This is a genomic window from Leucobacter komagatae, assembly GCF_006716085.1.
GTDB classification, from domain to species: Bacteria; Actinomycetota; Actinomycetes; order Actinomycetales; family Microbacteriaceae; genus Leucobacter; species Leucobacter komagatae.
In genome coordinates this window covers 2,169,987-2,193,132 of sequence record NZ_VFON01000001.1, presented here as the reverse complement: position 1 = coordinate 2,193,132, position 23,146 = coordinate 2,169,987, and the positions used below count along the sequence as shown (strand labels likewise).

Annotated in this window: 20 protein-coding genes; 9 read left to right on the top strand and 11 right to left on the bottom strand. The window is 67.9% G+C overall.

Features of this window, described 5'->3' with window-relative positions; genetic code table 11:
* Positions 1 to 39 precede the first annotated feature (39 nt).
* The 3 genes from FB468_RS09990 to FB468_RS09980 form a co-directional block, all read right to left on the bottom strand.
* The gene (locus FB468_RS09990) at positions 40 to 1,077 is read right to left on the bottom strand and encodes a proline racemase family protein (RefSeq protein WP_141887211.1); all 1,038 of its coding nucleotides are present in this window, start codon (positions 1,075 to 1,077) and stop codon (positions 40 to 42) included.
* Between the two features lie 60 nt (positions 1,078 to 1,137).
* The gene (putP, locus tag FB468_RS09985) at positions 1,138 to 2,643 is read right to left on the bottom strand and encodes a sodium/proline symporter PutP (RefSeq protein WP_141887210.1); all 1,506 of its coding nucleotides are present in this window, start codon (positions 2,641 to 2,643) and stop codon (positions 1,138 to 1,140) included.
* 158 nt (positions 2,644 to 2,801) lie between these two features.
* The gene (locus FB468_RS09980; RefSeq protein WP_141887209.1) at positions 2,802 to 6,374 is read right to left on the bottom strand and encodes a bifunctional proline dehydrogenase/L-glutamate gamma-semialdehyde dehydrogenase; all 3,573 of its coding nucleotides are present in this window, start codon (positions 6,372 to 6,374) and stop codon (positions 2,802 to 2,804) included.
* Positions 6,375 to 6,509: 135 nt separating this feature from the next.
* Here FB468_RS09980 and FB468_RS09975 point away from each other — a divergent pair, with 135 nt between their 5' ends.
* Together FB468_RS09975 and FB468_RS09970 are read left to right on the top strand one after the other, a co-directional pair.
* Positions 6,510 to 7,445, top strand: a complete 936-nt coding sequence (locus tag FB468_RS09975; protein WP_141887208.1) for a LysR family transcriptional regulator — start codon at positions 6,510 to 6,512, stop codon at positions 7,443 to 7,445.
* 24 nt (positions 7,446 to 7,469) lie between these two features.
* Positions 7,470 to 8,162 carry an endonuclease/exonuclease/phosphatase family protein gene (locus tag FB468_RS09970; RefSeq protein WP_141887207.1) on the top strand — a complete coding sequence of 231 codons (693 nt, stop codon included), beginning with the start codon at positions 7,470 to 7,472 and terminating at the stop codon, positions 8,160 to 8,162.
* Positions 8,163 to 8,634: 472 nt separating this feature from the next.
* Here the strand turns inward: FB468_RS09970 and FB468_RS09965 are convergent, their stop codons facing one another.
* On the bottom strand, positions 8,635 to 9,384 hold the full coding sequence (locus FB468_RS09965; protein WP_141887206.1) for an HAD family hydrolase: 750 nt from the start codon (positions 9,382 to 9,384) through the stop codon (positions 8,635 to 8,637).
* The gene (locus tag FB468_RS09960) at positions 9,381 to 10,157 is read right to left on the bottom strand and encodes a GntR family transcriptional regulator (RefSeq protein WP_141887205.1); all 777 of its coding nucleotides are present in this window, start codon (positions 10,155 to 10,157) and stop codon (positions 9,381 to 9,383) included. Before FB468_RS09960 ends, FB468_RS09965 begins: the two co-directional genes overlap by 4 nt.
* A gap of 164 nt (positions 10,158 to 10,321) precedes the next feature.
* On the opposite strand from FB468_RS09960, the gene FB468_RS09955 reads away from it, so the two are divergent.
* The 5 genes from FB468_RS09955 (at position 10,322) to FB468_RS09935 (ending at position 14,796) form a co-directional block, all read left to right on the top strand.
* Positions 10,322 to 11,431 carry a TIGR03364 family FAD-dependent oxidoreductase gene (locus FB468_RS09955; protein ID WP_141887204.1) on the top strand — a complete coding sequence of 370 codons (1,110 nt, stop codon included), beginning with the start codon at positions 10,322 to 10,324 and terminating at the stop codon, positions 11,429 to 11,431.
* 91 nt (positions 11,432 to 11,522) lie between these two features.
* The gene (locus tag FB468_RS09950; protein WP_141887203.1) at positions 11,523 to 12,443 is read left to right on the top strand and encodes a phosphate/phosphite/phosphonate ABC transporter substrate-binding protein; all 921 of its coding nucleotides are present in this window, start codon (positions 11,523 to 11,525) and stop codon (positions 12,441 to 12,443) included.
* 5 nt (positions 12,444 to 12,448) lie between these two features.
* Positions 12,449 to 13,237 carry a phosphonate ABC transporter ATP-binding protein gene (locus FB468_RS09945; protein ID WP_141887202.1) on the top strand — a complete coding sequence of 263 codons (789 nt, stop codon included), beginning with the start codon at positions 12,449 to 12,451 and terminating at the stop codon, positions 13,235 to 13,237.
* Between the two features lie 8 nt (positions 13,238 to 13,245).
* On the top strand, positions 13,246 to 14,064 hold the full coding sequence (phnE, locus tag FB468_RS09940; RefSeq protein ID WP_141887201.1) for a phosphonate ABC transporter, permease protein PhnE: 819 nt from the start codon (positions 13,246 to 13,248) through the stop codon (positions 14,062 to 14,064).
* Between the two features lie 33 nt (positions 14,065 to 14,097).
* Positions 14,098 to 14,796, top strand: coding sequence for a phospholipase D-like domain-containing protein (locus FB468_RS09935; RefSeq protein ID WP_141887200.1), 699 nt, complete (start codon positions 14,098 to 14,100; stop codon positions 14,794 to 14,796).
* 2 nt (positions 14,797 to 14,798) lie between these two features.
* Here the strand turns inward: FB468_RS09935 and FB468_RS09930 are convergent, their stop codons facing one another.
* From FB468_RS09930 to FB468_RS09905, 6 genes are all read right to left on the bottom strand, one after another.
* Positions 14,799 to 15,338 (bottom strand): MarR family winged helix-turn-helix transcriptional regulator, encoded by a 540-nt coding sequence (locus tag FB468_RS09930; RefSeq protein WP_141887199.1) that lies wholly within the window; start codon positions 15,336 to 15,338, stop codon positions 14,799 to 14,801.
* Positions 15,339 to 15,346: 8 nt separating this feature from the next.
* Complete coding sequence (locus FB468_RS09925; RefSeq protein WP_141887198.1) at positions 15,347 to 17,068, bottom strand: MDR family MFS transporter; 1,722 nt, start codon at positions 17,066 to 17,068, stop codon at positions 15,347 to 15,349.
* 152 nt (positions 17,069 to 17,220) lie between these two features.
* The gene (locus FB468_RS09920; protein ID WP_141887197.1) at positions 17,221 to 18,024 is read right to left on the bottom strand and encodes an ABC transporter permease; all 804 of its coding nucleotides are present in this window, start codon (positions 18,022 to 18,024) and stop codon (positions 17,221 to 17,223) included.
* A 17-nt stretch (positions 18,025 to 18,041) separates the two neighbouring features.
* Positions 18,042 to 18,926 carry an ABC transporter permease gene (locus tag FB468_RS09915; protein WP_141887196.1) on the bottom strand — a complete coding sequence of 295 codons (885 nt, stop codon included), beginning with the start codon at positions 18,924 to 18,926 and terminating at the stop codon, positions 18,042 to 18,044.
* Between the two features lie 75 nt (positions 18,927 to 19,001).
* Positions 19,002 to 20,186 (bottom strand): ABC transporter substrate-binding protein, encoded by a 1,185-nt coding sequence (locus FB468_RS09910; protein ID WP_141887195.1) that lies wholly within the window; start codon positions 20,184 to 20,186, stop codon positions 19,002 to 19,004.
* An 82-nt stretch (positions 20,187 to 20,268) separates the two neighbouring features.
* Positions 20,269 to 21,363: an ABC transporter ATP-binding protein gene (locus FB468_RS09905; RefSeq protein WP_141887194.1), complete on the bottom strand. Its 1,095-nt coding sequence runs from the start codon at positions 21,361 to 21,363 to the stop codon at positions 20,269 to 20,271.
* A gap of 155 nt (positions 21,364 to 21,518) precedes the next feature.
* Between FB468_RS09905 and FB468_RS09900 the strand changes: the two genes are divergently transcribed.
* Complete coding sequence (locus tag FB468_RS09900) at positions 21,519 to 22,349, top strand: FadR/GntR family transcriptional regulator (protein ID WP_246055839.1); 831 nt, start codon at positions 21,519 to 21,521, stop codon at positions 22,347 to 22,349.
* Complete coding sequence (locus tag FB468_RS09895) at positions 22,339 to 23,049, top strand: cache domain-containing protein (RefSeq protein ID WP_141887193.1); 711 nt, start codon at positions 22,339 to 22,341, stop codon at positions 23,047 to 23,049. Before FB468_RS09900 ends, FB468_RS09895 begins: the two co-directional genes overlap by 11 nt.
* The last annotated feature ends 97 nt before the right edge of the window (positions 23,050 to 23,146 follow it).

The following is a 23,146-nucleotide window of genomic DNA, read 5'->3' as shown; positions in this document are numbered from 1 at the left end:
CGGAGGAAGATCCTCCGGCCACTGTCGTGGGGGGCGCGTCTACCGCAGCGTGAACCCGGTGCCCAGGGCGTCTGCCGGGTCGAGCATGAAGCGGTGCTCGCCGGTCTGGTGGGCGGTGCCGGTAACGCGCGGGATCACGGTCGCTGTGCCGTCCTCGCGCGCTGGCCCCGCCTCCCACGTTGCCGCGAACACGGTATCGACGATCGAGCGGTGCTCGAGTGTTTCGCCAGCGCCGAGGATGCCAGCGTCCGCGAGCAGCGTGACGCGCGCGCCGGTGCCCGACCCGCAGGGGGAGCGATCGACCTCGCCGTCGGCGAAGACGGTGACGTTGCGCTGCTTCGGGCCGCCATCGTGGCGCCCGAGGTCGTCCCAGAGAATCGTGCCGTAGACGCCCGAGAGACGGGGGTCGTCCGCGAACTGCGCCTCGTCCGACTCGTTCAGCGCCCACTTGATCTCGCGGCCGAGCGCGATGAGTTCGGTGTACTGCTCAGGGCCGACGGTGAGACCGAGATCCTGCGCCCGCACCGACGCGTAGATCGCGCCCGAGTAGCTGATGTCGGCCGTGACCTCGCCGCGCGAGGTCTGCACCGAGACGCCGCGCGCGATGACGTGCGACGAGACGTTTCTGAACGTCGCGCCGACGAGCTCGCCGCCCTTGCGCTCGACGAGCGCGGCGACGCGGCCCGAGGGCACGTCGATGACGACCTCGGTGATGCCGTCGGGGTCGCTCTCGACGAGGCCGGTGTCGGTTGCCCACACGCCGAGCGCGATGGTGCCGTGCCCGCAGGCCGTCGAGAAGCCGTCCTTGTGCCAGAACAGCACGCCGAACGCCGCGCCCTCATCGTCTGGCGGGGTGATGAAGCCGCCGTACATGTCGGCGTGGCCGCGCGGCTCGTTGCAGAGCAGCGCCCGCAGATCATCGATCCCGTTCGCGTTGTCGATCGCGGCGACGCGGCGCTCGCCAACGGTCGACCCGGGAAGCTCGGGGAGCCCCTCGTGGACGATGCGGAACGGCTCACCGGCCGTGTGGTAGTCGGTGGTGTGGATCCAGGTTGGGCTGGAGGGTGACTGCGTCATTGCGGCTTGTCTTTCGGAACGTGATGGTGGGTGGGCGGGGAAGTCCCCGCCCACCCGGGGTTACTTGTCGGCGCTTGTGGCGCCAGGGATCACGAGACTCATGGTCGTCGTAAATTCGGTGTCGATCTCGTCATCGTGCTTGAACGTGAAGAGGCTCACGATCATGGCTGTGGCGAGGGCGAGGATGAATGCGGGCAGCAGCTCGTAGAGCCCGGTGTCGAATGCCTTCCACACGAAGACCGCGACGGCGCCGACGAGCATGCCCGAGAGCGCACCCCAGTTCGTGAGTTTGCGCCAGTACAGGCTGAGCAGCACGACCGGGCCGAACGCCGCCCCGAAGCCCGCCCAGGCGAAGCTCACGAGGCCGAGGATCGAGTCGTTCGGGCTGATCGCGAGGAGCGCCGCGACGACCGCGACGGCGAGCACGCCGAGGCGGCCGAGGATGACGAGCGTTTTCTCCTTCGGTGGCGTCTTGCGCATGATCCGGTAGAGATCCTCGACCAGGGCGGAGGAGCACACGATGAGCTGGCTCGAGAGCGTGCTCATGATGGCGGCGAGCACGGCGGCGAGCACGAGCCCGGAGACGAGCGGGTGCAGCAGCACCTGGGCGAGTAGCAGCACGATGGTCTCGGGGTCGCTCGGGGCGCCACCGAACTTGTCGAAGTAGGCGATGCCGACGAGGCCGGCGGCGACGGCGCCCGCGAGCGAGAGGAACTGCCACGACGTTGCGATGCGGCGGGCCGACTTCGCCTCGCCGGGGGTGCGGAGGGCCATGAAGCGCACGATGATGTGCGGCTGCCCGAAGTAGCCGAGCCCCCAGGCGAGGCCCGAGGCGATGACGAGCACAACGGCGCTCGTCGTCATGCTGCCGCCGCCGAAGAGTGAGAGGTTCGCGGCGCCGACGGTCTCGACGATGCTGACGGTCTCTCCCCATCCGCCGATCGTGATGATCGCGATGACGGGTACGACGACGAGCGCGACGACCATCATGAGACCCTGGACGACGTCGGTGAGCGAAGCACCGAGGAATCCGCCGAAGAGCGTGTAGCCGAGCGTCACGGCGGTGACGAGGAGCATGCCGACGAAGTAGTCGCCGCCGAACGCGCTCTCGAAGAACTTGCCGCCGGCGACCATGCCAGACGAGGCGTAGAGGGTGAAGAAGACGAGGATGATGACGCTTGAGATGCTGCGCAGCAGGTGCGAGCGGTCGCGCGTGCGGTTCTCGAAGAAGCTCGGCACGGTGATCGAGTTGCGCGCGACCTCGGAGTAGGCGCGGAGGCGCGGGGCGACGAGGCGCCAGTTCAAGTAGGAGCCGGCAAGTAGGCCCACGGCGATCCAGCCCTCGATGAGGCCCGTGGCAAAGATGGCGCCGGGGAGCCCCATGATGAGCCAGCCCGACATGTCGGAGGCACCTGCCGAAAGCGCGGCGACCCACGGCGGGAGCCCCCTGCCAGCGAGCATGTAGCCCTCGTGGTCGCTCGTACGCCTGAACGCGAGCCAGCCGATGAAGAGCATGACTGCGAAATAGATTCCGAGCGCGAGGTAGAGGAAGAACTGGTCAGACATCGGTGTCGCCTTTCCGTTGTGGCGTTGGGGCGGAGCTGCTGGTTGTGGGTTCTTGGTGGTGTTGCGGTGAATTGCTGATGGGCTAGCTGCATTCCAGCCCAGGATACGCAAAGGGGTCGGGAACCTTGCGGGTCCCGACCCCTTCGCCGCCGAGGACCTTAGATCAGGCCCTCAGACAGCTTGTTCGGCGTGCCGAAGCGGTGCGCGGTGATCGAGACCGCCTGCTCGTGCATGAACGGCAGCATCTCGACGCGGCCCGCCGACACGACGTCGCCGCCGTAGACCGCGATGTCGGGCTTGCCGCCCGTTGCCGCGGTGATCGCCGCGAGGCCCTCGGCGCGGCTAGCGCCCGCGATGAGGCGGATGCGCGCGCTCGCGTTCGGGCCGTCCTGCGCGGCGATGCGGCCGAGGCGCGCGGCCCATGCTGCGTCGTCCTCGAACACGATCTCGACGCCGGCAGCCTTGAACGCCTTCGAGATCGGCTCGGGCAGAGCCGCCGGGGTGCTCACGCTCGGGCGGCTGCCCGCAGCGACGCCAGCGGCGACGGTACGCACGACGTGGTGGATCGGCGCGTCTGCCGCAGCGCGGACCGTGACGGGCACGGGACGGTAGCGAAGCAGGTTGCGCTCGACGCCGACGCCCGAGGCGTCGCGCGCGATGCCGAACTCCGACTCCCACGCGGTCGCGTCGGTGCCGAGCGCGGCGCGCAGCCACTCGAGGTCAGCGCCGGCGACGCCGGCCTGCTGCGCGGCGGTGAGGATCGGGGCCGCAGCCGGGCGGGGCGCGGTGAGCGCTGCCGACACCGGCGCGTCCTCCCACTCGCCAAGGCCGTACAGGTAGCTCGGGCCGCCGGCCTTCGTGCCTGCGCCGATCGCCGACTTCTTCCAGCCGCCGAACGACTGGCGGCGAACGATCGCGCCGGTGATGCCGCGGTTGACGTACAGGTTGCCCGCCTGGATGCGGTTCAGCCAGAGCGCCATCTCGTCACGGTCGAGCGAGTGCAGGCCGCTCGTGAGGCCGTAGTCGATCTCGTTGACCATGTCGATGGCCTCGTCGAGGGTCGCCGCGGTCATGATGCCGAGGATCGGGCCGAAGTACTCGGTGAGGTGGTACTCGGAGCCGCGCTTCACGCCCTCACGGACGCCGGGGCTCCAGAGCTTGTTGCCACCCTTCTTGTCGGCAGCCAGGGGACTGTCACTCTCAAGCGGCTTCGGCTCGATGAGCCACTTCTCGCCGGCGCTGAGGGTCGTGAGACCGCGCAGCAGCTTGCCGTCGGGGGCGGTGATAATCGTGCCCATCTGCGTCTCGAGGTTCTCGGGGGTGCCGACCTTCAGCGAACGCGCCGCATCGAGCAGCTGTCCGCGGAAGCGCTTCGAAGTCGCAACGGAACCGACGAGGATCACGAGCGACGCGGCCGAGCACTTCTGGCCCGCGTGGCCGAACGCCGACTGCACGACGTCCTTCGCAGCGAGGTCAAGGTCAGCGTTCGGGGTGACGATGATCGCGTTCTTGCCGCTCGTCTCAGCGAGGATCGGCAGGTCAGCGCGGAGCTCGCGGAAGTTCACCGCGGTCTCGTACGCACCGGTGAGGATCAGGCGGTCGACGCGGGGGTCAGCGACGAGCTTCGAACCGAGCGCGCGGTCGGCGAACTGCACGAACTGCAGCACGTCGCGGGGCACGCCGGCCTCCCACAGAGCCTCGATCATGACCGCGCCCGAGCGCGCCGAGTTCGACGCGGGCTTGATGATCACGGCCGAGCCCGCAGCGAGCGCGGAGAGCGCGCCGCCGGCGGGGATCGCGACGGGGAAGTTCCACGGCGGGATCACAGCGGTGAGCTTCTGCGACTTGTACTTCGCGCCGTCGACCTGGCCGATAACCTGGCCGAGCATCGCGTAGTAGTTCGCGAAGTCGATCGCCTCCGAAACCTCGGGGTCGCCCTGGTCGAGGGTCTTGCCGCACTCGGAGCCCATGACCTCGAGCAGCTGCGCGCGGCGCTCTTCGAGCTTCTCGCCGGCGCGGTACAGGATGCGGGCGCGCTCGTCGGCGCCGAGCGCCTGCCAGCCGTCAGCCGCTGCGACGCCGCGCGCGACGATCTCCTCGAGATCCTGTGCCGACTCGACCATCGCGTCAGCCACGAGGTTGTCGCCGAGCTTCGACGCGACCATACGGTTCGCGATCTCGCGGCCCCAGACGTGGTTGCCCGGGAGATCGGGGTCGCTGTCGGGGGTGTTGTCGAACTCACCCTTGCGGCCCATCTCGACGAGCGCGTCAACCCGCGCCTCGACGCCTGCCTGGTCGAAGACCCGGCGATCCTGCACGCGGTTTGACGGCGGCACGGCGTAGTTCGCGGGATCGCCGTCTGCGGTGATGCCCTCGAGGTCGCCGAGCGACGCGAGGAAGCGATTCTTCTCGCGCTCGAACAGCTGCGAGTTGTCGTTCAGCTCGAACACTGCCGACATGAAGTTCTCCTGGCTCGCGCCCTCCTCGAGGCGGCGAATCAGGTAGGCAATTGCGACGTCGAACTCCTCGGGGTGCACGACGGGCACGTAGAGCAGCAGGCCGCCGACGTCGCGGCGCACCGCCTCAGCCTGGCCTGTCGCCATGCCGAGCAGCATCTCGACCTCGAGGCCCGACTCTGCGCCGCGACCCTTGGCGAGCAGCCACGCGAGCGCGAGATCGAACAGGTTGTGGCCTGCGACGCCGAGGCGCACGTTCTTGACGCGCTCGGGGGTGAGTGCGTAGTCGAGCACGGCCTTGTAGCTCGTGTCCGAATCCTGCTTCGAACCCCAGGTCGCTGCGGGCCAGCCGTGGATCGCGGCGTCGACGAGCTCCATCGGGAGGTTCGCGCCCTTCACGAGGCGGACCTTGATCGCTGCGCCACCGCGTGCGACGCGAGCGGCCGACCACTCCTGGAGGCGCATCATCGCGCCGAGCGCGTCGGGGAGGTAGGCCTGAAGCACGATGCCTGCCTCGAGGTTCAGGAACTCGGGGCGGTCAAGGATCCGGGTGAAGACCTCAAGCGTGAGGTCGAGATCCTTGTACTCCTCCATGTCGAGGTTGATGAACTTCTGGGGCGATGCCGCCGCGGCGCGCTCGAAGAGCGGCACGAGCTGCGACTCGATGTGCTCGATCGCCTCGTCGAATGCCCAGTGGTTGTGCGGTGCGACGGTCGACGAGACCTTGATCGACACGTAGTCGACGTCGGGGCGCGAGAGCAGCTTGTGCGTGCCCGCGAGCCGGCGCTCTGCCTCGCCCTGGCCGAGGATCGCCTCGCCGAGGAGGTTCACGTTCAGGCGAACGTCGTCGCGCTTGATCTTCGCGATGGCCGGCCCGAGCTTCGAGTCGGTCGCGTCAATGATGAGGTGGCTCACCATCTGGCGCAGCACCTTGCGGGCGATCGGCACGACGACGCCGGGCATCGGCTTTGCGAACGCGCCGCCCAGGCCGATTGCGCCGCGCATGACACCGGGGAGGAAGCCGGGAGTCAGCGGAACGAGGTCCTTGAGCTTCTTTGCTGCAACACCGAGGTCCTCGGGGCGCACGACGCCGTCGACGAAGCCGACGGTGAAGTCGAGGCCATTCGGGTCGCGGAGCACGCCTGCGAGGCGGGCAGCCGAGGCGTCGGCGGGAATGGTGGCGGCTTCGGTGATCCACTTCCGAGCGAGCTTTACAGCCTCGTCAGCGAGGTCCTGGGGGCGTGGGGTTGCCTGAGACAACGGCGTTCCTTTCATACATGGGTGCGGGCGCGCGCGGTTGCGGAGGCCCTTCCCCGATGAGCTAAGTGTGGATCCTCCGGAGCTTGAAGTAAAGCGATCCTTTCTGAGCAATAATATGAAGTAAGGCTTAATGATTGAAGGGAGCCGTTCGTGCTCGAAATGAAACGCCTGAGGCTGCTCTGGGAGCTCTCGGAGCGGGGCACCGTTGTGCAGGTCGCGGAGGCCCTGAATTACAGCCCCTCAGCGGTCTCCCAGCAGCTCGCGCTGCTCGAACGCGAGGTCGGAACGCCGCTGCTTCGGCGGGTCGGTCGGACGCTCGAACTCACCGCCGCGGCCGACGCGCTCGTCGCCGAAACCGCCGAGCTGCTCGCCGGCCTCGAGCGCGCCGAAACCGCGGCCCACCGGGTGCGCGGCGAGGTCGCGGGCTCGGTGCGCGTCGCCGTGTTCCAGACGGCCGTGCTCGCGATCATGCCGCAGGCGCTCCGGCGACTCCGCACCGAGTACCCGAGCCTGCGCGTCGAGATGGTGCAGCACGAACCCGAGACCGCGCTCCACGAGACGAGCGTGCGCGGCTTCGACCTCGTCGTCGCCGAGCAATACCCGGGCCACGCCACGGCCCAGTTTGCGGGCCTCGACCACGCCCCGCTCACGTTCGACGCGATCCAACTCGCCCTCCCGCGCCTCGGCGCAGGCGACGCCGAGTTCGATCTCGTTGAGCGGCTCGAAGACGCCGCAGCCCTGCCGTGGGTGATGGAGCCGCGCGGCGCAGCCTCCAGACACTGGGCAGAGCAGGCGTGCCGCACCGCGGGCTTCGAGCCCGACGTGCGCTACGAGACCGCCGACCTCCAGGCGCACGTGCGGCTCATCGAGTCGGGGAACGCTGTCGCGCTACTCCCCGGGCTCGTGCGAGCCGAGACGCGGCTTCGCATGATCGACCTGCCCGGCGACCCCCACCGATCCATCTTCACCGCCGCGCGCGTATCGAACGCGGAGTCGCCAGCTGTGCTTGCGGTACGAGAAACCCTCGCAATTGAGGCGGCTTCGCTGGCAAAATCCGCAGAAAACACGTACACGGTTGAACCATAGGCTTCGCGACGTATGCTTGGCCGAGTGAAGACGATTAGTTACAACCTGCGCAAGAACCGCGCCATTGGTGAACTCGCTACCCTCGTCGACAATCACGGAGCGGAACTCCTCTGTCTCCAAGAAGCCGACACCGTGAACCTCCCCTCGCGAATCGGATCGCTCTCGCTCGTGCGTGCGACCGAGAAGAACCGCCTCGGGCTCGCAATGTACGTCGATGCGGAGCGCTTCGAAGTGCGGTCTGCACAGGCGTTCCAGCTCAAGAAGTCGCTGCACGACCGCGTGCTGTCGCCCGCGCACGAGCGGCTGCTCGGTGCGCGCATCCACGACCACGAGACGGGCTCCGACTTCATCGCGGCCTCGTTCCACGCGGCACCCCTGACCGCGCGCAACTCGCTGCGCCGCGTGCAGATCAGCGCTGCGATTGACGAGCTCGCGGCGATCGGCCCCGGCCTGCCGTCCATCATGGTCGGCGACTACAACTACCCCGTCTTCCACAACCGCCTGACCGCGCACGTGCAGGCGTCGGGCTACGACACGAACTTCTCGGACAAGCGCACGTACAACCGCTACTTCCTGTTCCGCGGGCACTACGACTTCGTCACCTCGACGGGGTTTGAGATCGCGCGCGTGCAGACGCTCGGCCGCGGCTCGTCAGACCACCTGCCGATCATGGTGACGGCGCAGCGCCACGAGGCGCTCCTGCCGCTCGCGGCGTAGGGCGGCCCTTGTGCGGTGCCCGGCGCCCGCCCGGCACCCGACCCGGCTGTGCTCGGGCACTGGGCTCTCGCCGGGCTTCCGGTTCTCGCCTGGCCTGGCCCGCCCACGCCTATCCGCCTCAAATTTTCCGTTGCACCCCAAATGCCTGAGGTATTTGGGGTGCAATCGATTATTCGGGGCGGGTGAGCGGGATGGGCAGCCCGCGTATGCGAGAGTACTTGGTGGTGCATGCGCGACCCAGGGTCGGTGACCCGGTTCCCCGCCCCGCTGCACTCCAAATAATCCGTTGGCCCTCAAATTCCCGGGGAATTTGAGGGCCAATGGATAAATTGAGGCGTTATGGGTGGAGCGGTGCCGACCGCCGAGCCCGACCGCCGGGCCCGACCGCCGAGCCCGACCGCCGGGCCCGACCGCCGAGCCGGCCCGGCCGTCGAACCGGCGCCGCCGAACCTGCCCGGCCACCGAGCCGGCGCTAGACCCCCAGGTAGGCGGGGATCGCCGCGACCGAGTCGAGCACCGCGGTCGGCCCCTCGGCCTCCAGGCTCGCGCGGTCGAGCTTGCCCGTCAGCACCCCGACCGAGATCGCAGCGCCCGAGTTGAGGCCCGCCCGCACGTCGACGGCGGTGTCACCCGCAACGAGCACCTCGGCGACGTCGGTCACGCCGGTCGCTTCCATGACGCGGTGGATCATGAACGGCGCAGGCCGGCCCGCAGCAACGTCATCGCCGCACGAGAGGGCGTCTACGCGGACTGCGCCCGCGGAACCGCCAGCGCCCGCGCCGCCAGCAACCCCAGCGGAGCCAGCACCCGAGCCAGAAACCCCGTCAGCCCCAACCGTCCACCCGAGCCCGCGAAGGATGCCCTCGGCGACATCGCGGGAGAATCCCGTCGTGAGAGCCACCTTGATTCCGGCCGCCTGAAGCTTCGCAATTGCCTCGGGGACCCCGTCGATCGGCGTCGGCGGCTCCGCGGTGTAGTACTCGTCAAGCAGTTCGCGGAAGCGGGCGAAGGTTGCGCCCACGAGATCCTCGTCAGCGACACCCCCGCCGAGCTCAATGAGCGCGGTGATGGCCTCGCGCTTTTCGACGCCCATCCACGTCTGCAGGTCCTCGGGCTTCACCAGAACACCCGTCTCGGTGACGGAGTCTTCGAGCGCACGGTAGACGGCCCCGCCGTCGTTGATGGTCGTGCCTGCCATGTCGAATGCTGCGAGGGAAATCATGCTGGGTCCTTCAGAAGTGTCGCGCCGCCCGCGGATTCGCGAACGAGCTGGGTTCGGTGCGCCGCCGTGTTTTCGATGGCGAACGTGGTCATGGAGGGGAGGTGCCTGTCGTCTGCGTACTCGATGACGGTGCCGTCGACCGTCGTCGAGGTTCGGCGAGCGCGCAGCAGCGGAAAGCCGGGGGATACGCGCAGCCACTCGGCATCGAGCGGGTGGGCTGCCACGGCGTCGATGACGTGGCGGGCGCGGGCCGGGACGACGCCGATGCGCGCGAGTTCTTGGTAGATGCTGCCCCCGTCGAAGTTCGCGTCGAGCATGTGGCAGCCGATCGCGTAGGCGAATGAGGTGCGCTCAAACAGTGCGGGTTCACCGTCGAGGGTGCGAAGCCTCACGATCTCGACGACGGTGTCTTCTGGCTTGACGCCGAGCTCGCGCGCGACGGTCTCCGAAGCCGGCCGTTTCACTGCCTCGACGACGTGCTGGCCGGGCGTGAAGCCGGAGAGGCGTGCCCACTCCGTGAACGACAGGAACGTGCCGAAAGACTGCGAGGGCACCCCGCGCTGCACCCTGGGAGGGGCGCCCCTGCCCCCGGTGATGACACCCTCCGCGCGTAGCGCGGCGAGCGCCTGCCGCACGGGGCCACGCGAGGTGCCGAATTCGGCGACGAGCGATTTCTCGCTTGGCACGCGCTGCCCCGTCTGCCACAGGCCGGAGCGAATGCGCTGTGCCATCTCTTCATAGAGCTGGATATGCAGCGGCTGGTTCTCGGTCATGTTGGTCAGCGTACAACTTGTCGATACCGATTTCGGGGCCCTTTGGTGCCGCCAAGGTGAACGGTCGGTGAGCGTTTTCTGGCCGGAAATCGCGTCGGTGAACGTTCGGCGAACAGGCTTCCAAAAAGTTGTCATGACTACTTTTAAACCCGCATCCTCGAACCATGACTTCGCATATCGCAATCGTCGGCGCCGGGATCGTGGGCCTCTCCCACGCGGTCGCCGCACTCGACGCCGGTTACCGCGTCACCGTCATCGAGCAAGACTCGAGGGCGGTGCTCGCGAGCATCCGCAACTTCGGCCACGTCTGCACCTCGGTGCAGGCTGGGGAGGTCGGCGAGCTCGCCCGCGAGGCGAACCCGCTCTGGCGCTCCCTCGCCGAGCGCACGGGGATCGAGGCGCGGGTGTCGGGTACGCTCGCGGTCGCCCGTTCGGCCGCGGAGGAGGCCGTGCTCGTCGAGCTCGCCGAGCAGAAGGACGCCGCTGAGGGCGAGCTGCTCACCGCCGGGCAGGTTGCTGATCAGCTCCGCCTCGCGACGCCGGGCGAGATCCGCTCCGGGATCCTGCTCGCCGGCGACCTCACGGCGAACCCGCGCACGGTGGTCGCCGATCTCGCGCGCTGGATCGCCGATCACGAACGCGGCGAGGTGCGGTTCGGTACGACGCTCTTCGGGGTGCGTGAAGGCCAGCACCTCACGCTCGAGACGAGCCGCGGGAAGATCGCAGCGGATCGCGTGATCATCGCAGCGGGCCACCTCGTCGGCAGGTTGTTCCCGGACCTCGCAGGCGACGTCCGCGAGTGCGTCCTGCAGATGGCTCGCGTGCGCGCCCCGCACGACATGGGCCTCGGGCCGGCCGTGCTGAGCGGTACATCGATGCTGCGCTATGGCGCGTTCGCCGGGCCGGCGCAGGATGCGCTGCGCGAAGAGACCGAGCGGCTGCGCCCCGAACTGCTCGAGATCGGCGCGAACGTGATGTTCACGCAGCAGCCCGACGGCACGCTGCTCGTCGGCGACTCGCACGACTACTTCGACGCTGCGCCCCCGTTCCTCGACGAGCGCTGGTCTGACCTGCTGCTCGCGGACGCGGCGGCGCTCCTCGGAACCGACATGCTCGAGGTCATCGAGCGCTGGCAGGGCATCTACGCGTCGAGCTCCGAGCGTGAGCTGCTGCGCGAGGAGCCGATTCCCGGCGTCTCGGTCGTGACTGTCACGACCGGGATCGGCATGACCATCGGCCCGGCGCTCGGCGCCCGCACGATCGCCTCATTCTGACCCCAATCCCGCTTCACACCAACAACCCGCTTCACACCAACAACCCGCTTCACACCAACAACCCGCTTCACACCAACAACCAAGGAGAACCGTGAAGAAGAACACCATCCTCGCCGCCTCGGCGGTCGCGCTCATCGGGCTCGGCCTCACGGGCTGCACGGCGGCCGCCGACGAGAGCGGCGCGAACGCCGACGCGGCGGGCGTGACCTGCCCCGACGGCAAGATCCGCTTCGGCATCCTCCCCTACGAGGACCCTGAGCGCCTTGAACCCGCGTACCAGACACTCGCGGCGGCGCTCTCCGAGAAGCTCGACTGCGAGGTCGAGGTCTCGATCACCGAGGACTACGCGGCCGAGGTGCTCGCGATGGAGAACGACCAGCTCGAGATCGCGCAGTTCGGCCCGCTCGGGTTCGTGTTCGCGAACCAGCGCGCAGACGCGACCGCCATGGTCTCGTTCGGCGACGCTGAGGGGAACCCGACCACGTACACGGGTGGCATCTGGGTGCCGAAGGATTCGCCCGTCCAGACGATTGAGGACCTGAAGGGCAAGACGCTCGCGCTTGGCAGCCCCGGCTCGACGTCGGGCGACGCGCTCCCGATGTCGGCGCTGAAGGACGCCGGCATCGACGAGGACGTGACCGCTGACTACGCAGGCGGCCACCCCGAGGCGCTGCTCGCGCTCGTCAACGGCACGGTCGACGCCGCGCAGATCAACTCGCAGACGCTCGCGACCGCGACCGCTGAGGGCACCTTCGACGAGTCGAAGTTCCGGCAGGTCTGGAAGTCCGAGGAGATCCCGAACGACCCGATCACGGTTCGCGGCAACATGCCGCAGGAGTTCAAGGACGCGGTCTCGGAGGCGCTGCTGAGCCTCGACGCGGCCGACGTTGAGAAGGTCTCCGGCTTCCTCGGGGTTGACCCGGCCGGCCCGCTGATCCCCGTCACGAACGAGACCTACAAGCCGCTGTTCGACCTCGCCGAGACCATGGGTCTCACCGAAAAGGACGTGTAACCCTCATGTCGATCACCGCGCACAGCCCGAGCGCCCACGCAGCCCGAATCACCGAGCCCGAGGTGCTCCTCGACGTCCAGGCGATCTCGAAGAGTTTCGGCGGTCGCGTCGTGCTCTCCGATATGAGCATGCGTGTTCACGCCGGCGAGGTCGTCGCGTTCCTCGGAGCGAACGGCTCTGGGAAGTCGACGACGCTGCGCGCGGTGAACGGCATCATCGAGGCGGACTCCGGCGACATCGAGATCGCCGGCGTCCGCCTCACCGAGGCGAGCGCAGCGAGGCGGGCCGAGGCGCGCCGCTCGGCGGCGACCGTCTTCCAGAAGATCCACCTCGTTCCCCGTCGCACCGCGCTCCAGAACGTGTGCGCGGGCGGCTTCTCCAGGCTCCCGGCCTGGCGCTCTATCCCGCCGCTCTTCGGCGCGGAACTCAAGGAGGAGGCGATGGCCTGCCTCGAGCGCGTGGGCCTCGCCGACCGCGCCCACGACCGGGCCGACAGCCTCTCGGGCGGCCAGCAGCAGCGCGTCGCAATCGCCCGCGCGCTCTGCCAGCGCCCCCGCATGATCCTCGCCGACGAGCCGGTGTCGGCGCTCGACCCGCGCGCGGCCGACGACGTGATGCGGCTGCTCCGGCAGCTCGCGGTCGAGGAGGGGCTCGGCGTCGCGGCGGTGCTGCACCAGCCGCACCTGGCCCGCGCCTACGCAGACCGCGTCATCGGGCTCCGCGACGGCCACCTCGTATTCGACTGCCCGGTCGCCGAGCTCGACGACACCGAACTCGCAGCCCTCTACCTCTAGGACCCCAAGTGATACACAGCACCGCCCCCACCCGCCTTGAGGTGCCGCGCGACCCCAAGACCGTCTACCGCGCTGGCTCGTGGTCCGTGATCCTCGTCGTGCTCGTCGCCCTGCACGTGCTCGCGTTCCAAGCGACCGAGTTCCGGCCCGAGGCGCTCGTCACCGGGGCGAAGGGCATGGCGAACTTCATCTCTGAGGCGTTCCCGCCCGACCTCAGCGCCGAGGTGCTGCAGAAGGGCATCGAGGGCGCGCTCACGACGCTCTGGATCGGCCTGCTCGGCACGACCGTGTCCGTGCCGTTCGCGCTGCTGCTCGCGGTGTTCGCGGCGCGGACGACCACGCCGAACCAGGCGGTCTACCAGGTCGCGCGCGGGATCCTCTCGTTCTTCCGAGCCGTGCCCGATATCGTCTTTGCGCTCATCTTCGTGACCGCGGTTGGCCTTGGGCCGTTCGCGGGGGTACTCGCGCTCATCTGCCACAACACCGGTGTGATGGGCAAGCTCTGGGCTGAGGCGATGGAGGACGTCGACCAGGGGCCCGAGCAGGCACTGCGAACCGCGGGCGCGTCCCGCTGGCAGGTTGTCGCGAACGCGACGATCCCGAACGTGCTCCCGCAGCTCACCGGCCTGCTGCTCTACCGCTTCGACGTGAACGTGCGCTCATCGCTCGTGCTCGGCCTTGTCGGCGCCGGCGGCATCGGGTTGCTCATCAACAAGGCGATCAAGACGTTCCAGTTCGACGAGATGCTGACCTACCTCATCATCATCCTCATCGTGATCATCGCGGTCGACCTCGCCTCGGCCTGGATCAGGAAGCGGCTCCAGTAGCCGCGCCACTTCCGCGCTGGTAATCTCGCACGCGTGACCGACACAGCGCACCAGACTCCCGAACTCGTGACCTACGACGGCCTGCCCGCATCGAAGGGTGGCGCGCACTCGCTCCGCACGCGGCGGGCAGCCGGTGGGCTCGAAGCTTTCGAGCGTTTCCTCGCTGAGTGCGTTGTCGAGCACGCACCCGTGGAGTGGCGTCTCGTCGTCATCCACGCTGCGCGCCCCGACGAGGTGAGCCCGTTCGAAGCTGCCATCGCCGAGCGGCTCGGCGGGCGGAGCGCCCGCAAGACCGTGATCGACAGTTGGAGCGTGCGGGATGACCAGCTCACCGCGGCGCTCGACCTGTTCGACGTGAAACGGAACCCGGCGCTGAAAGCACCCGCGCACCTGCGGCCAACGCTCACGGGCTCGGTGATGGGGCTCGCGAAGGATCCCGGGGCAGGGGCCCCGTATGCCGGAATCTCGCCTGCGGAGTGCGGCGACTTCGCCGTGGACGGCTACGGCGCTCGGCTCGGTGGGAGCGCCGCGCGAGTCTCGCTCGGTCAGGCGAGCGCGAAGCTCTCGCTGCAGCTGAGCCTGCCGGGCGACGACCGCCTGGCAGGAGCCGCGCGGCACGTGCAGGAGCACCTGCCGTTCGCCCTCTCCGAGAAGCACTGGAAACGATGGCGGCTCGCGGCGAACGGTGAGTACCGTGATCGCCGCGAGCCGTCGCCGCTTGTTGTTCCGTAACCTTACGCTGCGGGGTCGGTCTCCGTGGCATCCCGGGTGTCGCCGGTGTCCCCCGCATGCCGCGCGCACCGGGCCGCGGGCCCATCCGTCGGCAGCGTGTCCGCAGACGCGTTGAATCGGTGCAGGCCCGAGCGAAGCGACTCGAGCTCTTCCTCGCTCCAATCGGCGAGGCGCTCGCGGTACGCGTTCGTCCAGCGCTCCCGAACCCCGTTCAGCAGCTCGGTCGCGTGCTCGCTCACGGTCAAGACCTGCACGCGCCTATCCTCGGGCGACTCCGTCGCGACGATGAGGCCGAGGTCGCGCAGCTTCGCGACGTGCCTGCTGACGAGCGACTTGTCCATGTCGAGCCAGTGGCCGACCCCTGTCGCGGTGATCGGGCCGCGCCTGAACACGATCTGCAGCACGAGCATGCTCACCCCGCTGAGCTCAGCGCTCACCTCGTTCGCGTAGCGCGTCCAGCGGGTACGCGAGAACGCGAACGCCTCGGTGAACTCTGAGATGATCCCTGCGACGATCTCCTCTTCGGGGGCTGCGGAAGACATGCTGCGTCCTATCGTTCGGCCGTGCGGTCCGTGCCGGGGCGGTGATGCGGGAGCACGATAGGCCCCGTGGTGTCGATAAGAACCCTATCGACTGGCCGGGGCTCCCCGGCCCCCTCCGAAGATCCTTCACCGGAGTTTGCAAGGTTCGCGGCCTCCGCTTCGTGCAGCTCCGCGATCCGCTCGGCGTTGCTTTTGTTGTTGAGCGGGATGTTCGGCAGCATGATGATCGCGATGAGCGCGACGATCGCGATGGGGGAGACGGCGAGGAAGATGTTGCCGATCGCGTGCCCGTAGGCCGACTCGACGACGTCGCGGATCGGGGCGGTGAGCTCGGCGATCTTCGGGAGCTTCCCGTCCGCGAGCGCTTCAGCGCCCGCGAGATCCTTCGGCGGAAGCTTCGCGAGGCCTTCCTTCACGTAGTCAGCGACCTGGTGGCCGAGCATCGCGCCCATAACTGAGATGCCTGCGGTGCCGCCGACGGTGCGGAAGAACGTCACGGACGAGCTCGCGACGCCCATCTCGAGGGGCGAGACCGTGTTCTGCGTGACGAGCACGAGGTTCTGCATCGTCATGCCGACGCCCGCGCCGAGCACCGCCATCGAGACGCCCACGTACCAGTAGTTCGTGTCGTAGCGCAGCTGGCCCATGAGCAGCATGCCGCCGAGCAGCAAGACCGCTCCAGCGACCATGTAGCGCTTCCACTTGCCGGTGCGCGTGATGATCTGACCGACAATCGTCGACGAGATGAGCACGCCCGCCATCATCGGAAGTGACAGCAGGCTCGACTCGATGACCGAACGGCCGCGCGCGAGCTGCATGTACTGGCCGAGGAACACCATGGTGCCCATCATCGCGAGGCCGACAGCGATTGACGCGATGGAGGCCATCGTGAACGTGCGGTTCTTGAAGAGCGTCATCGGGATGAGCGGCTCGTCGACCCTGAGCTCGACAAAGACTGCGATGACGAGCGCGATGACGCCGCCGCCAACCATGAGCGCCGACTGCCACGAAACCCAGTCGAAGTTCGTGCCCGCGAGAGTGACCCAGATGAGCAGGCTCGAGAAGCCGAGCGAGATGAGCGTCGCGCCCCAGTAGTCGATCGTGATCTTACGCTTCGTCGTCGGCAGGTGCAGTGTGCGCTGCAGCATGATGATTGCGACGATCGCGATCGGGGCCGCGACGTAGAAGTTCCAACGCCAGCCGATCGTGTCGGTGAAGAAGCCACCGAGCAGCGGGCCGCCGACGGTCGCGACGGCCATGATCGCGCCGAGGATACCCATGTACTTGCCGCGCTCGCGGGGGCTGACGATCTCGGCGAGCACGATCTGCGCGAGCGCGCCGAGGCCGCCGACGCCGATGCCCTGGAAGACGCGGCAGATGATGAGCCAGGTGGGATCTTGCGCGAAGCCGGCGAGGGCCGACGCAAGGATGAAGACGATGAGCGCGACCTGCAGGAGCATCTTCTTGCTCGTGAGGTCGGCGAGCTTGCCCCAGATCGGGGTAGCGATCGCGCTCGCGAGCATCGTCGCGGTGACGACCCAGGTAAAGGCGGCCTGGGTGCCGCCGATGTCGGCGATGATGATCGGCATCGAGGTGCCGACAACGTTCATGGCGAGCATCGATACGAAGTTCGCGAGGAACAGGCCTGCGAGGGCGAGGTTCTTGGCGCGGCCCGTCAGGATTTCGGGTTTGTCGTCCAGTGCGGGGGCGGCGGGGGTGGTGCGGCTCATGCGGGTGAGATGATCCTCTCAAAAGTTGATAACGGTCAACTATATAGCGATGGTTGATCGATGTCAACTAACACAGAATGGCCGCGGAGCATTCCCAAGGGAGTGCTCCGCGGCCACCTGTCGAGGCCGACTGCGCCTGCGAAGCCCAGCGCCTACGTGTCGGCGCGCTGCGCCCGCTGCGAGAAGTAGACGGGGATGAGCGACAGCAAGATCATGAGCGTTGCGACGACGTTCACCTGGTTGACCTCGTTCGGCCGGCCCATCTGGTTCATGATCCAGAGCGGCAGCGTCTCGGTGCCCGGCGGGGCGGTGAAGATCGTGACGACGATCTCGTCGAACGACAGCGCGAACGCGAGCAGGCCGCCCGCGATAAATGCCGGCCGAAACTGCGGGAACGTGATGAGGCGGAAGGTCTGGCCAATGCCGGCCCCGAGGTCTGCCGACGCCTCTTCGAGGTTCGGGTTCATACGGCGCAGGCGGGCGATGACGTTGTTGAAGACCATCACCACACAGAAGGTGGCGTGCGCGATGATCATGCCCCAGTACCCGACATGGATCCCCATCGGCTTCAGCACCTGGTGGAACGTGTTCGAGAGCGCGACACCGGTGACGATGCCGGGCAGCGTGATCGGCAACACGATGAGCAGGTTCACCGTGTTCTGGCCGAAGAACTTGAAGCGCTGGAGGGCGAACGCCGCGAGCGTGCCGAGCACGAGCGCGAACGCCGTCGCGACCGAGGCAACAATCACCGAGTTGAGAAACGCGGCGTGCATGGCCGGGTTCGTGAGCGCCTTGCCCCACCACTCGAGCGAGAAGCCGGGGATCGGCCAGCCCGAAACGCGGCCCGAGTTGAATGAGTTCATGACGATCACGAACATGGGGATATAGAGGAACCCGAGAACGACGACGGTGACGGCGCCGAGCGCGACCTTGGTTCCGCGATTCAGACGAAGCATTGCGTGCTCCCTTCCGCTCAGAGGTTGTTCAGGGCGCCCGTGCGGCGGACGGCCCCGAGGTAGACGATGACCAGCACGATCGGCACGAACGAGAACGCGGCTGCGAGCGGCGGGTTGAGGTTGATGTTCTGCGCGATGATGCTGCCGATCATCTGCGTCGAGCCGCCGACGTACATCGCTGAGATGTAGTCGCCGAGGCTCAGCGAGAAGGTGAAGATCGAGCCCGCGATGAGCGACGGCATGAGCAGCGGCGCGACGACGGTGCGGATCGTGCGGAAGCCGCGGGCACCGAGATCTGACGACGCGTCGAACAGGTTCGGCGGGATTTGAGCGACCGCCGTGTAGACCGGGATCGCCATGTACGGGAACCACAGGTAGACGAGGGTGAGCGTCACCGTGAGCACGCCGAAGCCGGGCCCCGAGATGCCGAGCGGCTCGAGCGCCCAGTTGAAGAAGCCGTTCTCGGTCCAGACGAGACGCATGCCGATGACCTTCACGAGGTAGCCGGCCCACAGCGGGAGAGTCACGAGCACGGCGAGTACGGCGCGCAGCTTCGGCCCCGCGACCTGTGACATGAACACGGCGAGCGGTACTGAAAATGCCGCGCAGATGAGGGTGACCGCGAGCGCGATACCGAGGGTGCGCAGCGCGGTCATCCCGTACGCGGGCACCGTCGCGAGCTGCGCGAAGTTATCGAGGGTGAACCCTGGCTTCACGCGCGACGTGAACGGGTCCGTCGTCCAGAACGCCGTCACGAGCATGATCGCGAGCGACAGGATGTAGACGCCAACGAGCCAGGTCATCGGGAGGGTGAGGAGCGACGCGAGTCGGCCCTTCGGGTGGCGGTAGAGCGCGGTCGAGATGGGCCGCGGCTTGCGTTGAAGAGCTGACTGAGTGCTCACGGTGTCCTCGCTGACGGGGTGGGGTGGGGAAGAGAGGGGGTGCGGGGCGCCCGAGGGCGCCCCGCCGGTGGGGTGTTAGCCCTTGACTGTCGCCCAGGCGTTCGTCCAGTCCTGGTAGTTCGTGCACTTCACGTCAGTGCGGCCGTCGAGGCACTGGTCGATGGGCGTCGTCCAGAACCACACCTGCTTGTAGTACTCCTCGTCGGTGGCGTTGAAGTAGTCGCAGTGCGCCTTCGCCTCGTCGCTGAGCTCGCAGAACGCGCCGTTCGCGGGGCCCATGCCGAAGTTCATCGCGATCGCACCGTTGACGTCGGGCGCCGAGGTGTAGTCCATCCATGCGTACGCGCAGTTCGGGCTCTTCGAATCGGTCGCGAGCATCCACGCGTCAGACCAGCCCGTCGCGCCCTCCTTCGGCAGCACGCTCTTGAACTTCTCGTCCTGCGTGGCCTTGCGCAGCACCTCCCACGAGGTGCCAACGACCGAGTTGCCGCCGGTGAACGACGTTACGTTCGTCGCGGGCGACCAGTACTCGGAGACCATCGCGTTCTGCTGCTTGAGCAGCTCGGTCGCGGCCTTAAGCTGCTCCTGATCGAGCGCGTACGGGTTCGTGATGCCGAGGTCGGGCTGGTGCTCCATGAGGTAGATCGCCGCGTCGGCGATGTAGATCGGGCTGTCGTAGGCCGCGATCTTGCCGGCGTACGGGCTGTCCTTCTCCCACACGACGCTCCAGCTATCGGGGGTCTCGGTGACGACCTCGCTGTTGTACTCGAGGATGTTCGCGCCGCGGCCGATCGGGATGCCGTAGACGTTGCCGTTGAGCGTATCGTACAGCTGGCCCTTCATGCCCTCGACGATGTCGTCGCCGAAGTTCGGGATGAGCTCGGTGTTGAGCGGCTGCACGTTACCGTCGACGATGAGGCGGAGGCTCGCGTCACCCGAAGCCGAAACGAGGTCGTACTCGCCGGTGCGCATGAGCTGCACCATCTCGTCGGAGGTCGCCGCGACCTTGCGGTTCACGACACAGCCGGTGTCGGCCGTGAACTTGTCGGCCCAGGCGGGCTCAACGAAGCCCGACCACGCGACGATGTTCAGCTCTTTCTCGTTCGCGCCGAGCTTCTCCATCATCGGGACGTCGGGGACATCGATCTGCAGGCCGCCGTCGCCGCCCGCGGCGGTGCCGCCGTCGGTCGAGCAGCCCGTGAGGGCGAGGCCGAGCGCCGCCGCCATGGCGATCGGTGCGGCGAGTAGTTTCTTGTTCATCGGTACTCCTTCGTAGGGGATGAGTGGGTCTTCGGTGAGGAATTTGGGGAGGGGGCCGCGAGGGATCCTGATGCGCGGGCGGTTACGCGTGTTGCGGCGCGCTCGCCGCAGGAGCGGGGGCGCCGGGCGCGGTCGGGATCGGTGTCGCGTGGCCGCGCTCGAAGCGGACGCTGACGGTGTCGCCGCGGCGAATGCTCGCCTCGGTGCGCGGCGTGTGCGAGTTCTGTTTCTCGGCGATGATGCGCGTGCCGTCAGCGGTGTCGAGGAGGTAGCGGGTGTGGGCGCCCGCGTAGACGGTCTCGGCGACCGTCGCGGGGATGGCAACGGTATCCGGATCTACCGCTGCCGTCGGGTCTGCGAGCTGCACGCGCTCGGGGCGGAGGCTGTGCGTCGCTTGGGTGCCAAGGAGTTCGCGTGAGAGCTCGGCGGGGAGCAGGTTCGTGACTCCGAGGAACCCGGCGACGAACTCGGTCTCGGGGAACTCGTAGACCTCTCGGGGCGAGCCGACCTGCTCGATCTTTCCGTTGTTGAAGACCGCGACGCGGTCGGAGAGCGTGAGCGCCTCCTCCTGGTCGTGGGTCACGAAGATGAAGGTGATGCCAACCTCGCGCTGAATCTGCTTGAGCTCGATCTGCATGTGCTCGCGCAGCTGCTTGTCGAGGGCGCCGAGCGGCTCGTCGAGGAGCAGCACCTTCGGGCGGAGGATCAGGGCGCGGGCGAGCGCGATGCGCTGGCGCTGGCCGCCCGAGAGCTGCGAGGGAAGGCGCGTCGCGACGTGCCCGAGGCGGACCTGCTCGAGCGCCTCCGAGACGAGGCGCGCCCGCTCGGCCTTCGTGACGCCGCGCACCTTCAGCCCGTAGGCGACGTTCTCGGCGATCGTGAGGTGCGGGAAGAGCGCGTAATCCTGGAAGACGGTGTTGACCTCGCGATCGAACGGCGCCGAGCGGGTGACGTCTTCGCCGTGGAGGAGGATCTCGCCTGAGGTCGGCTCCTCGAAGCCCGCGATCATGCGGAGCACGGTTGTCTTGCCTGAGCCCGAGGGGCCGAGCATCGAGAAGAACTCGCCGGCGCGGATGTCGATGTCGAGATCTTTCACCGCGGTGACATCACCGAAGTGCTTGTGCACGCCGCGCAGGGAAACTGCGCTTGTGGGCTCGGTGCTTGGGGTGTGGGCCATGGTGCCACTGCTCCTCAACGTCGTTGTCGATCAGGTTGGTTAGAACATTAACATAGGGGATTAGATGTTTTAGGCACAAATCCATCTTCGCCGTCACGTTTTGATTACGCTTAGGTGCGAGGGCTCATTCCAGCCCGCTGAACGGAGGCGCGCCCTTGACCACACACGTGCCCGCTGCGACCCCGAGCCGGCTGCGCACCGCGGCGTTCGCCCCCATTGGCGAGGAGGGGCGCACCGACATGGTGGTCTCGCGTCTCGTGCAGGCGATCTCGGTCGGGGCGTTCACTGAGGGGGAGCGGCTGCCGAGCGAGAATGAGCTGTCGACCCTGCTCGGCGTCGCGGTCGTTACGGTTCGCGAAGCCCTGAGCGAGCTTCGGCACCGCGACCTCATCGAGACGCGGCGCGGGCGGAACGGCGGAAGCTTCGTGCGGCCGAGCCTCGCCGCCGTCGAGGAGGTCAACGCGCGCACGCTGCTGCAGGAGTCGCGCGTCGCGATCGCCGACCTCGGGGTGCACTACGAGGTCGTCTCTGCCGCCTGCGCCGAGTACGCGTGCCTGCGTGCAACCGACGAAGAGCTTGAGATCGTCGCCGCCGTGCTGAGCGAGTCGCGTGACGCGCCCGTTGCCGAGTGGCGTCGCCGAATCACCGAGGCCCAACTTGAGCTCGCCGCGCTCAGCCAGTCCGTGCGGCTCACGAACGAGCACGTGCGGTTGCAGACCGAGTTCACGCCGCTGCTCGCGCTGCAGGATCTCGACGACGTGGCCCGCCGTCAGACGCACGAGGCGATCGTGACCCAGGTTGACGCAACGCGGGCAGGCGACGTGCCCGCGGCACGCGCAGCGGTGCGTGAAAGCGTGCGAGGTTCGGTACGCTGGCTCATTGCCTTCCGTGACGAATTGCTCGCGGGTTCCCGAGACTCCGATCTTCGTGGCACACTTGAGGCGCGACGCAGACGACGCGAACGGGAGAAACGAGATGAGCAGTGAAGCGCATCAGCTGGCCGACGGCATAGCCGTCGTCGACGCCTTCTTCGACGGCGTGTTCGCCCCGCTCGAAGCCTGGATACCGCAGCTTGAGGCCGACCTCCGGGCAGCCCAGCTCCCACTCTCGGGCCCCGCACTCGCGGACCTCACGAGAGAGGGCGCGTTCCGCGTGCTCGACACCGGAGACCGCCCGCTGTACGGCGCGGGGTTCTGCGGAAGCGCCGCAGTCGTTGGCGAGGGCAACCCGCTCGCCTGGTGGCAGGGCGCCGACAGGCACCTGCTCGCCTCCTCAACGTTCGGGCCCGGTCAAGCGGTCATCGACCTCGCGCGGCTCGAGTGGTTCCGCGTCCCGAAGCAGACCGGTGAACCCCACATCGCGGGCCCCTTCGTCGACTACCTCTGCTCGAACGAGATCACCCTCACGTCAGCGATTCCTGTGGTCGTTGGCGGCGAGTTCTGGGGCGTCGCGTGCGCCGACGTGCTCGTCGCAGGGATTGAGGAGTCCCTGCTCCCGAGCATCCGCGGCATCGACTCTGCCGCGCTCGTCAACGCGCACGGGCGGGTCGTGGTGTCGACCGATCCTGATCGCGAGACCGGCGACCGGCTGCGCGGCCTCGGCTCCGAGGACAGTGACGCCGATGTCGCCGCGATGCACATCGTGCGCTCGGAGCGGTACCCATTCGCGCTCGTCGCGCCCCGCTAGCGACCCCCAAATCCACCCCTGAACCGGCCCTGAGGAGACCCTGAGTGACCCCCGAAACTCAGGAAGGCTCCAAGCGCGGGCGCATACGCTTTTGGGC

What these genes read in the sequence shown, in the direction of transcription:
- FB468_RS09910 (WP_141887195.1), bottom strand. Translation starts at nt 20,186, where the DNA reads ATGAACAAGAAACTACTCGCCGCACCGATCGCCATGGCGGCGGCGCTC.
- FB468_RS09930 (WP_141887199.1), bottom strand. Translation starts at nt 15,338, where the DNA reads ATGTCTTCCGCAGCCCCCGAAGAGGAGATCGTCGCAGGGATCATCTCA.
- FB468_RS09905 (WP_141887194.1), bottom strand. Translation starts at nt 21,363, where the DNA reads ATGGCCCACACCCCAAGCACCGAGCCCACAAGCGCAGTTTCCCTGCGC.
- FB468_RS09955 (WP_141887204.1), top strand. Translation starts at nt 10,322, where the DNA reads ATGACTTCGCATATCGCAATCGTCGGCGCCGGGATCGTGGGCCTCTCC.
- FB468_RS09920 (WP_141887197.1), bottom strand. Translation starts at nt 18,024, where the DNA reads ATGCTTCGTCTGAATCGCGGAACCAAGGTCGCGCTCGGCGCCGTCACC.
- FB468_RS09895 (WP_141887193.1), top strand. Translation starts at nt 22,339, where the DNA reads ATGAGCAGTGAAGCGCATCAGCTGGCCGACGGCATAGCCGTCGTCGAC.
- FB468_RS09990 (WP_141887211.1), bottom strand. Translation starts at nt 1,077, where the DNA reads ATGACGCAGTCACCCTCCAGCCCAACCTGGATCCACACCACCGACTAC.
- putP (WP_141887210.1), bottom strand. Translation starts at nt 2,643, where the DNA reads ATGTCTGACCAGTTCTTCCTCTACCTCGCGCTCGGAATCTATTTCGCA.
- FB468_RS09925 (WP_141887198.1), bottom strand. Translation starts at nt 17,068, where the DNA reads ATGAGCCGCACCACCCCCGCCGCCCCCGCACTGGACGACAAACCCGAA.
- FB468_RS09965 (WP_141887206.1), bottom strand. Translation starts at nt 9,384, where the DNA reads ATGATTTCCCTCGCAGCATTCGACATGGCAGGCACGACCATCAACGAC.
- FB468_RS09980 (WP_141887209.1), bottom strand. Translation starts at nt 6,374, where the DNA reads ATGAAAGGAACGCCGTTGTCTCAGGCAACCCCACGCCCCCAGGACCTC.
- FB468_RS09960 (WP_141887205.1), bottom strand. Translation starts at nt 10,157, where the DNA reads ATGACCGAGAACCAGCCGCTGCATATCCAGCTCTATGAAGAGATGGCA.
- FB468_RS09945 (WP_141887202.1), top strand. Translation starts at nt 12,449, where the DNA reads ATGTCGATCACCGCGCACAGCCCGAGCGCCCACGCAGCCCGAATCACC.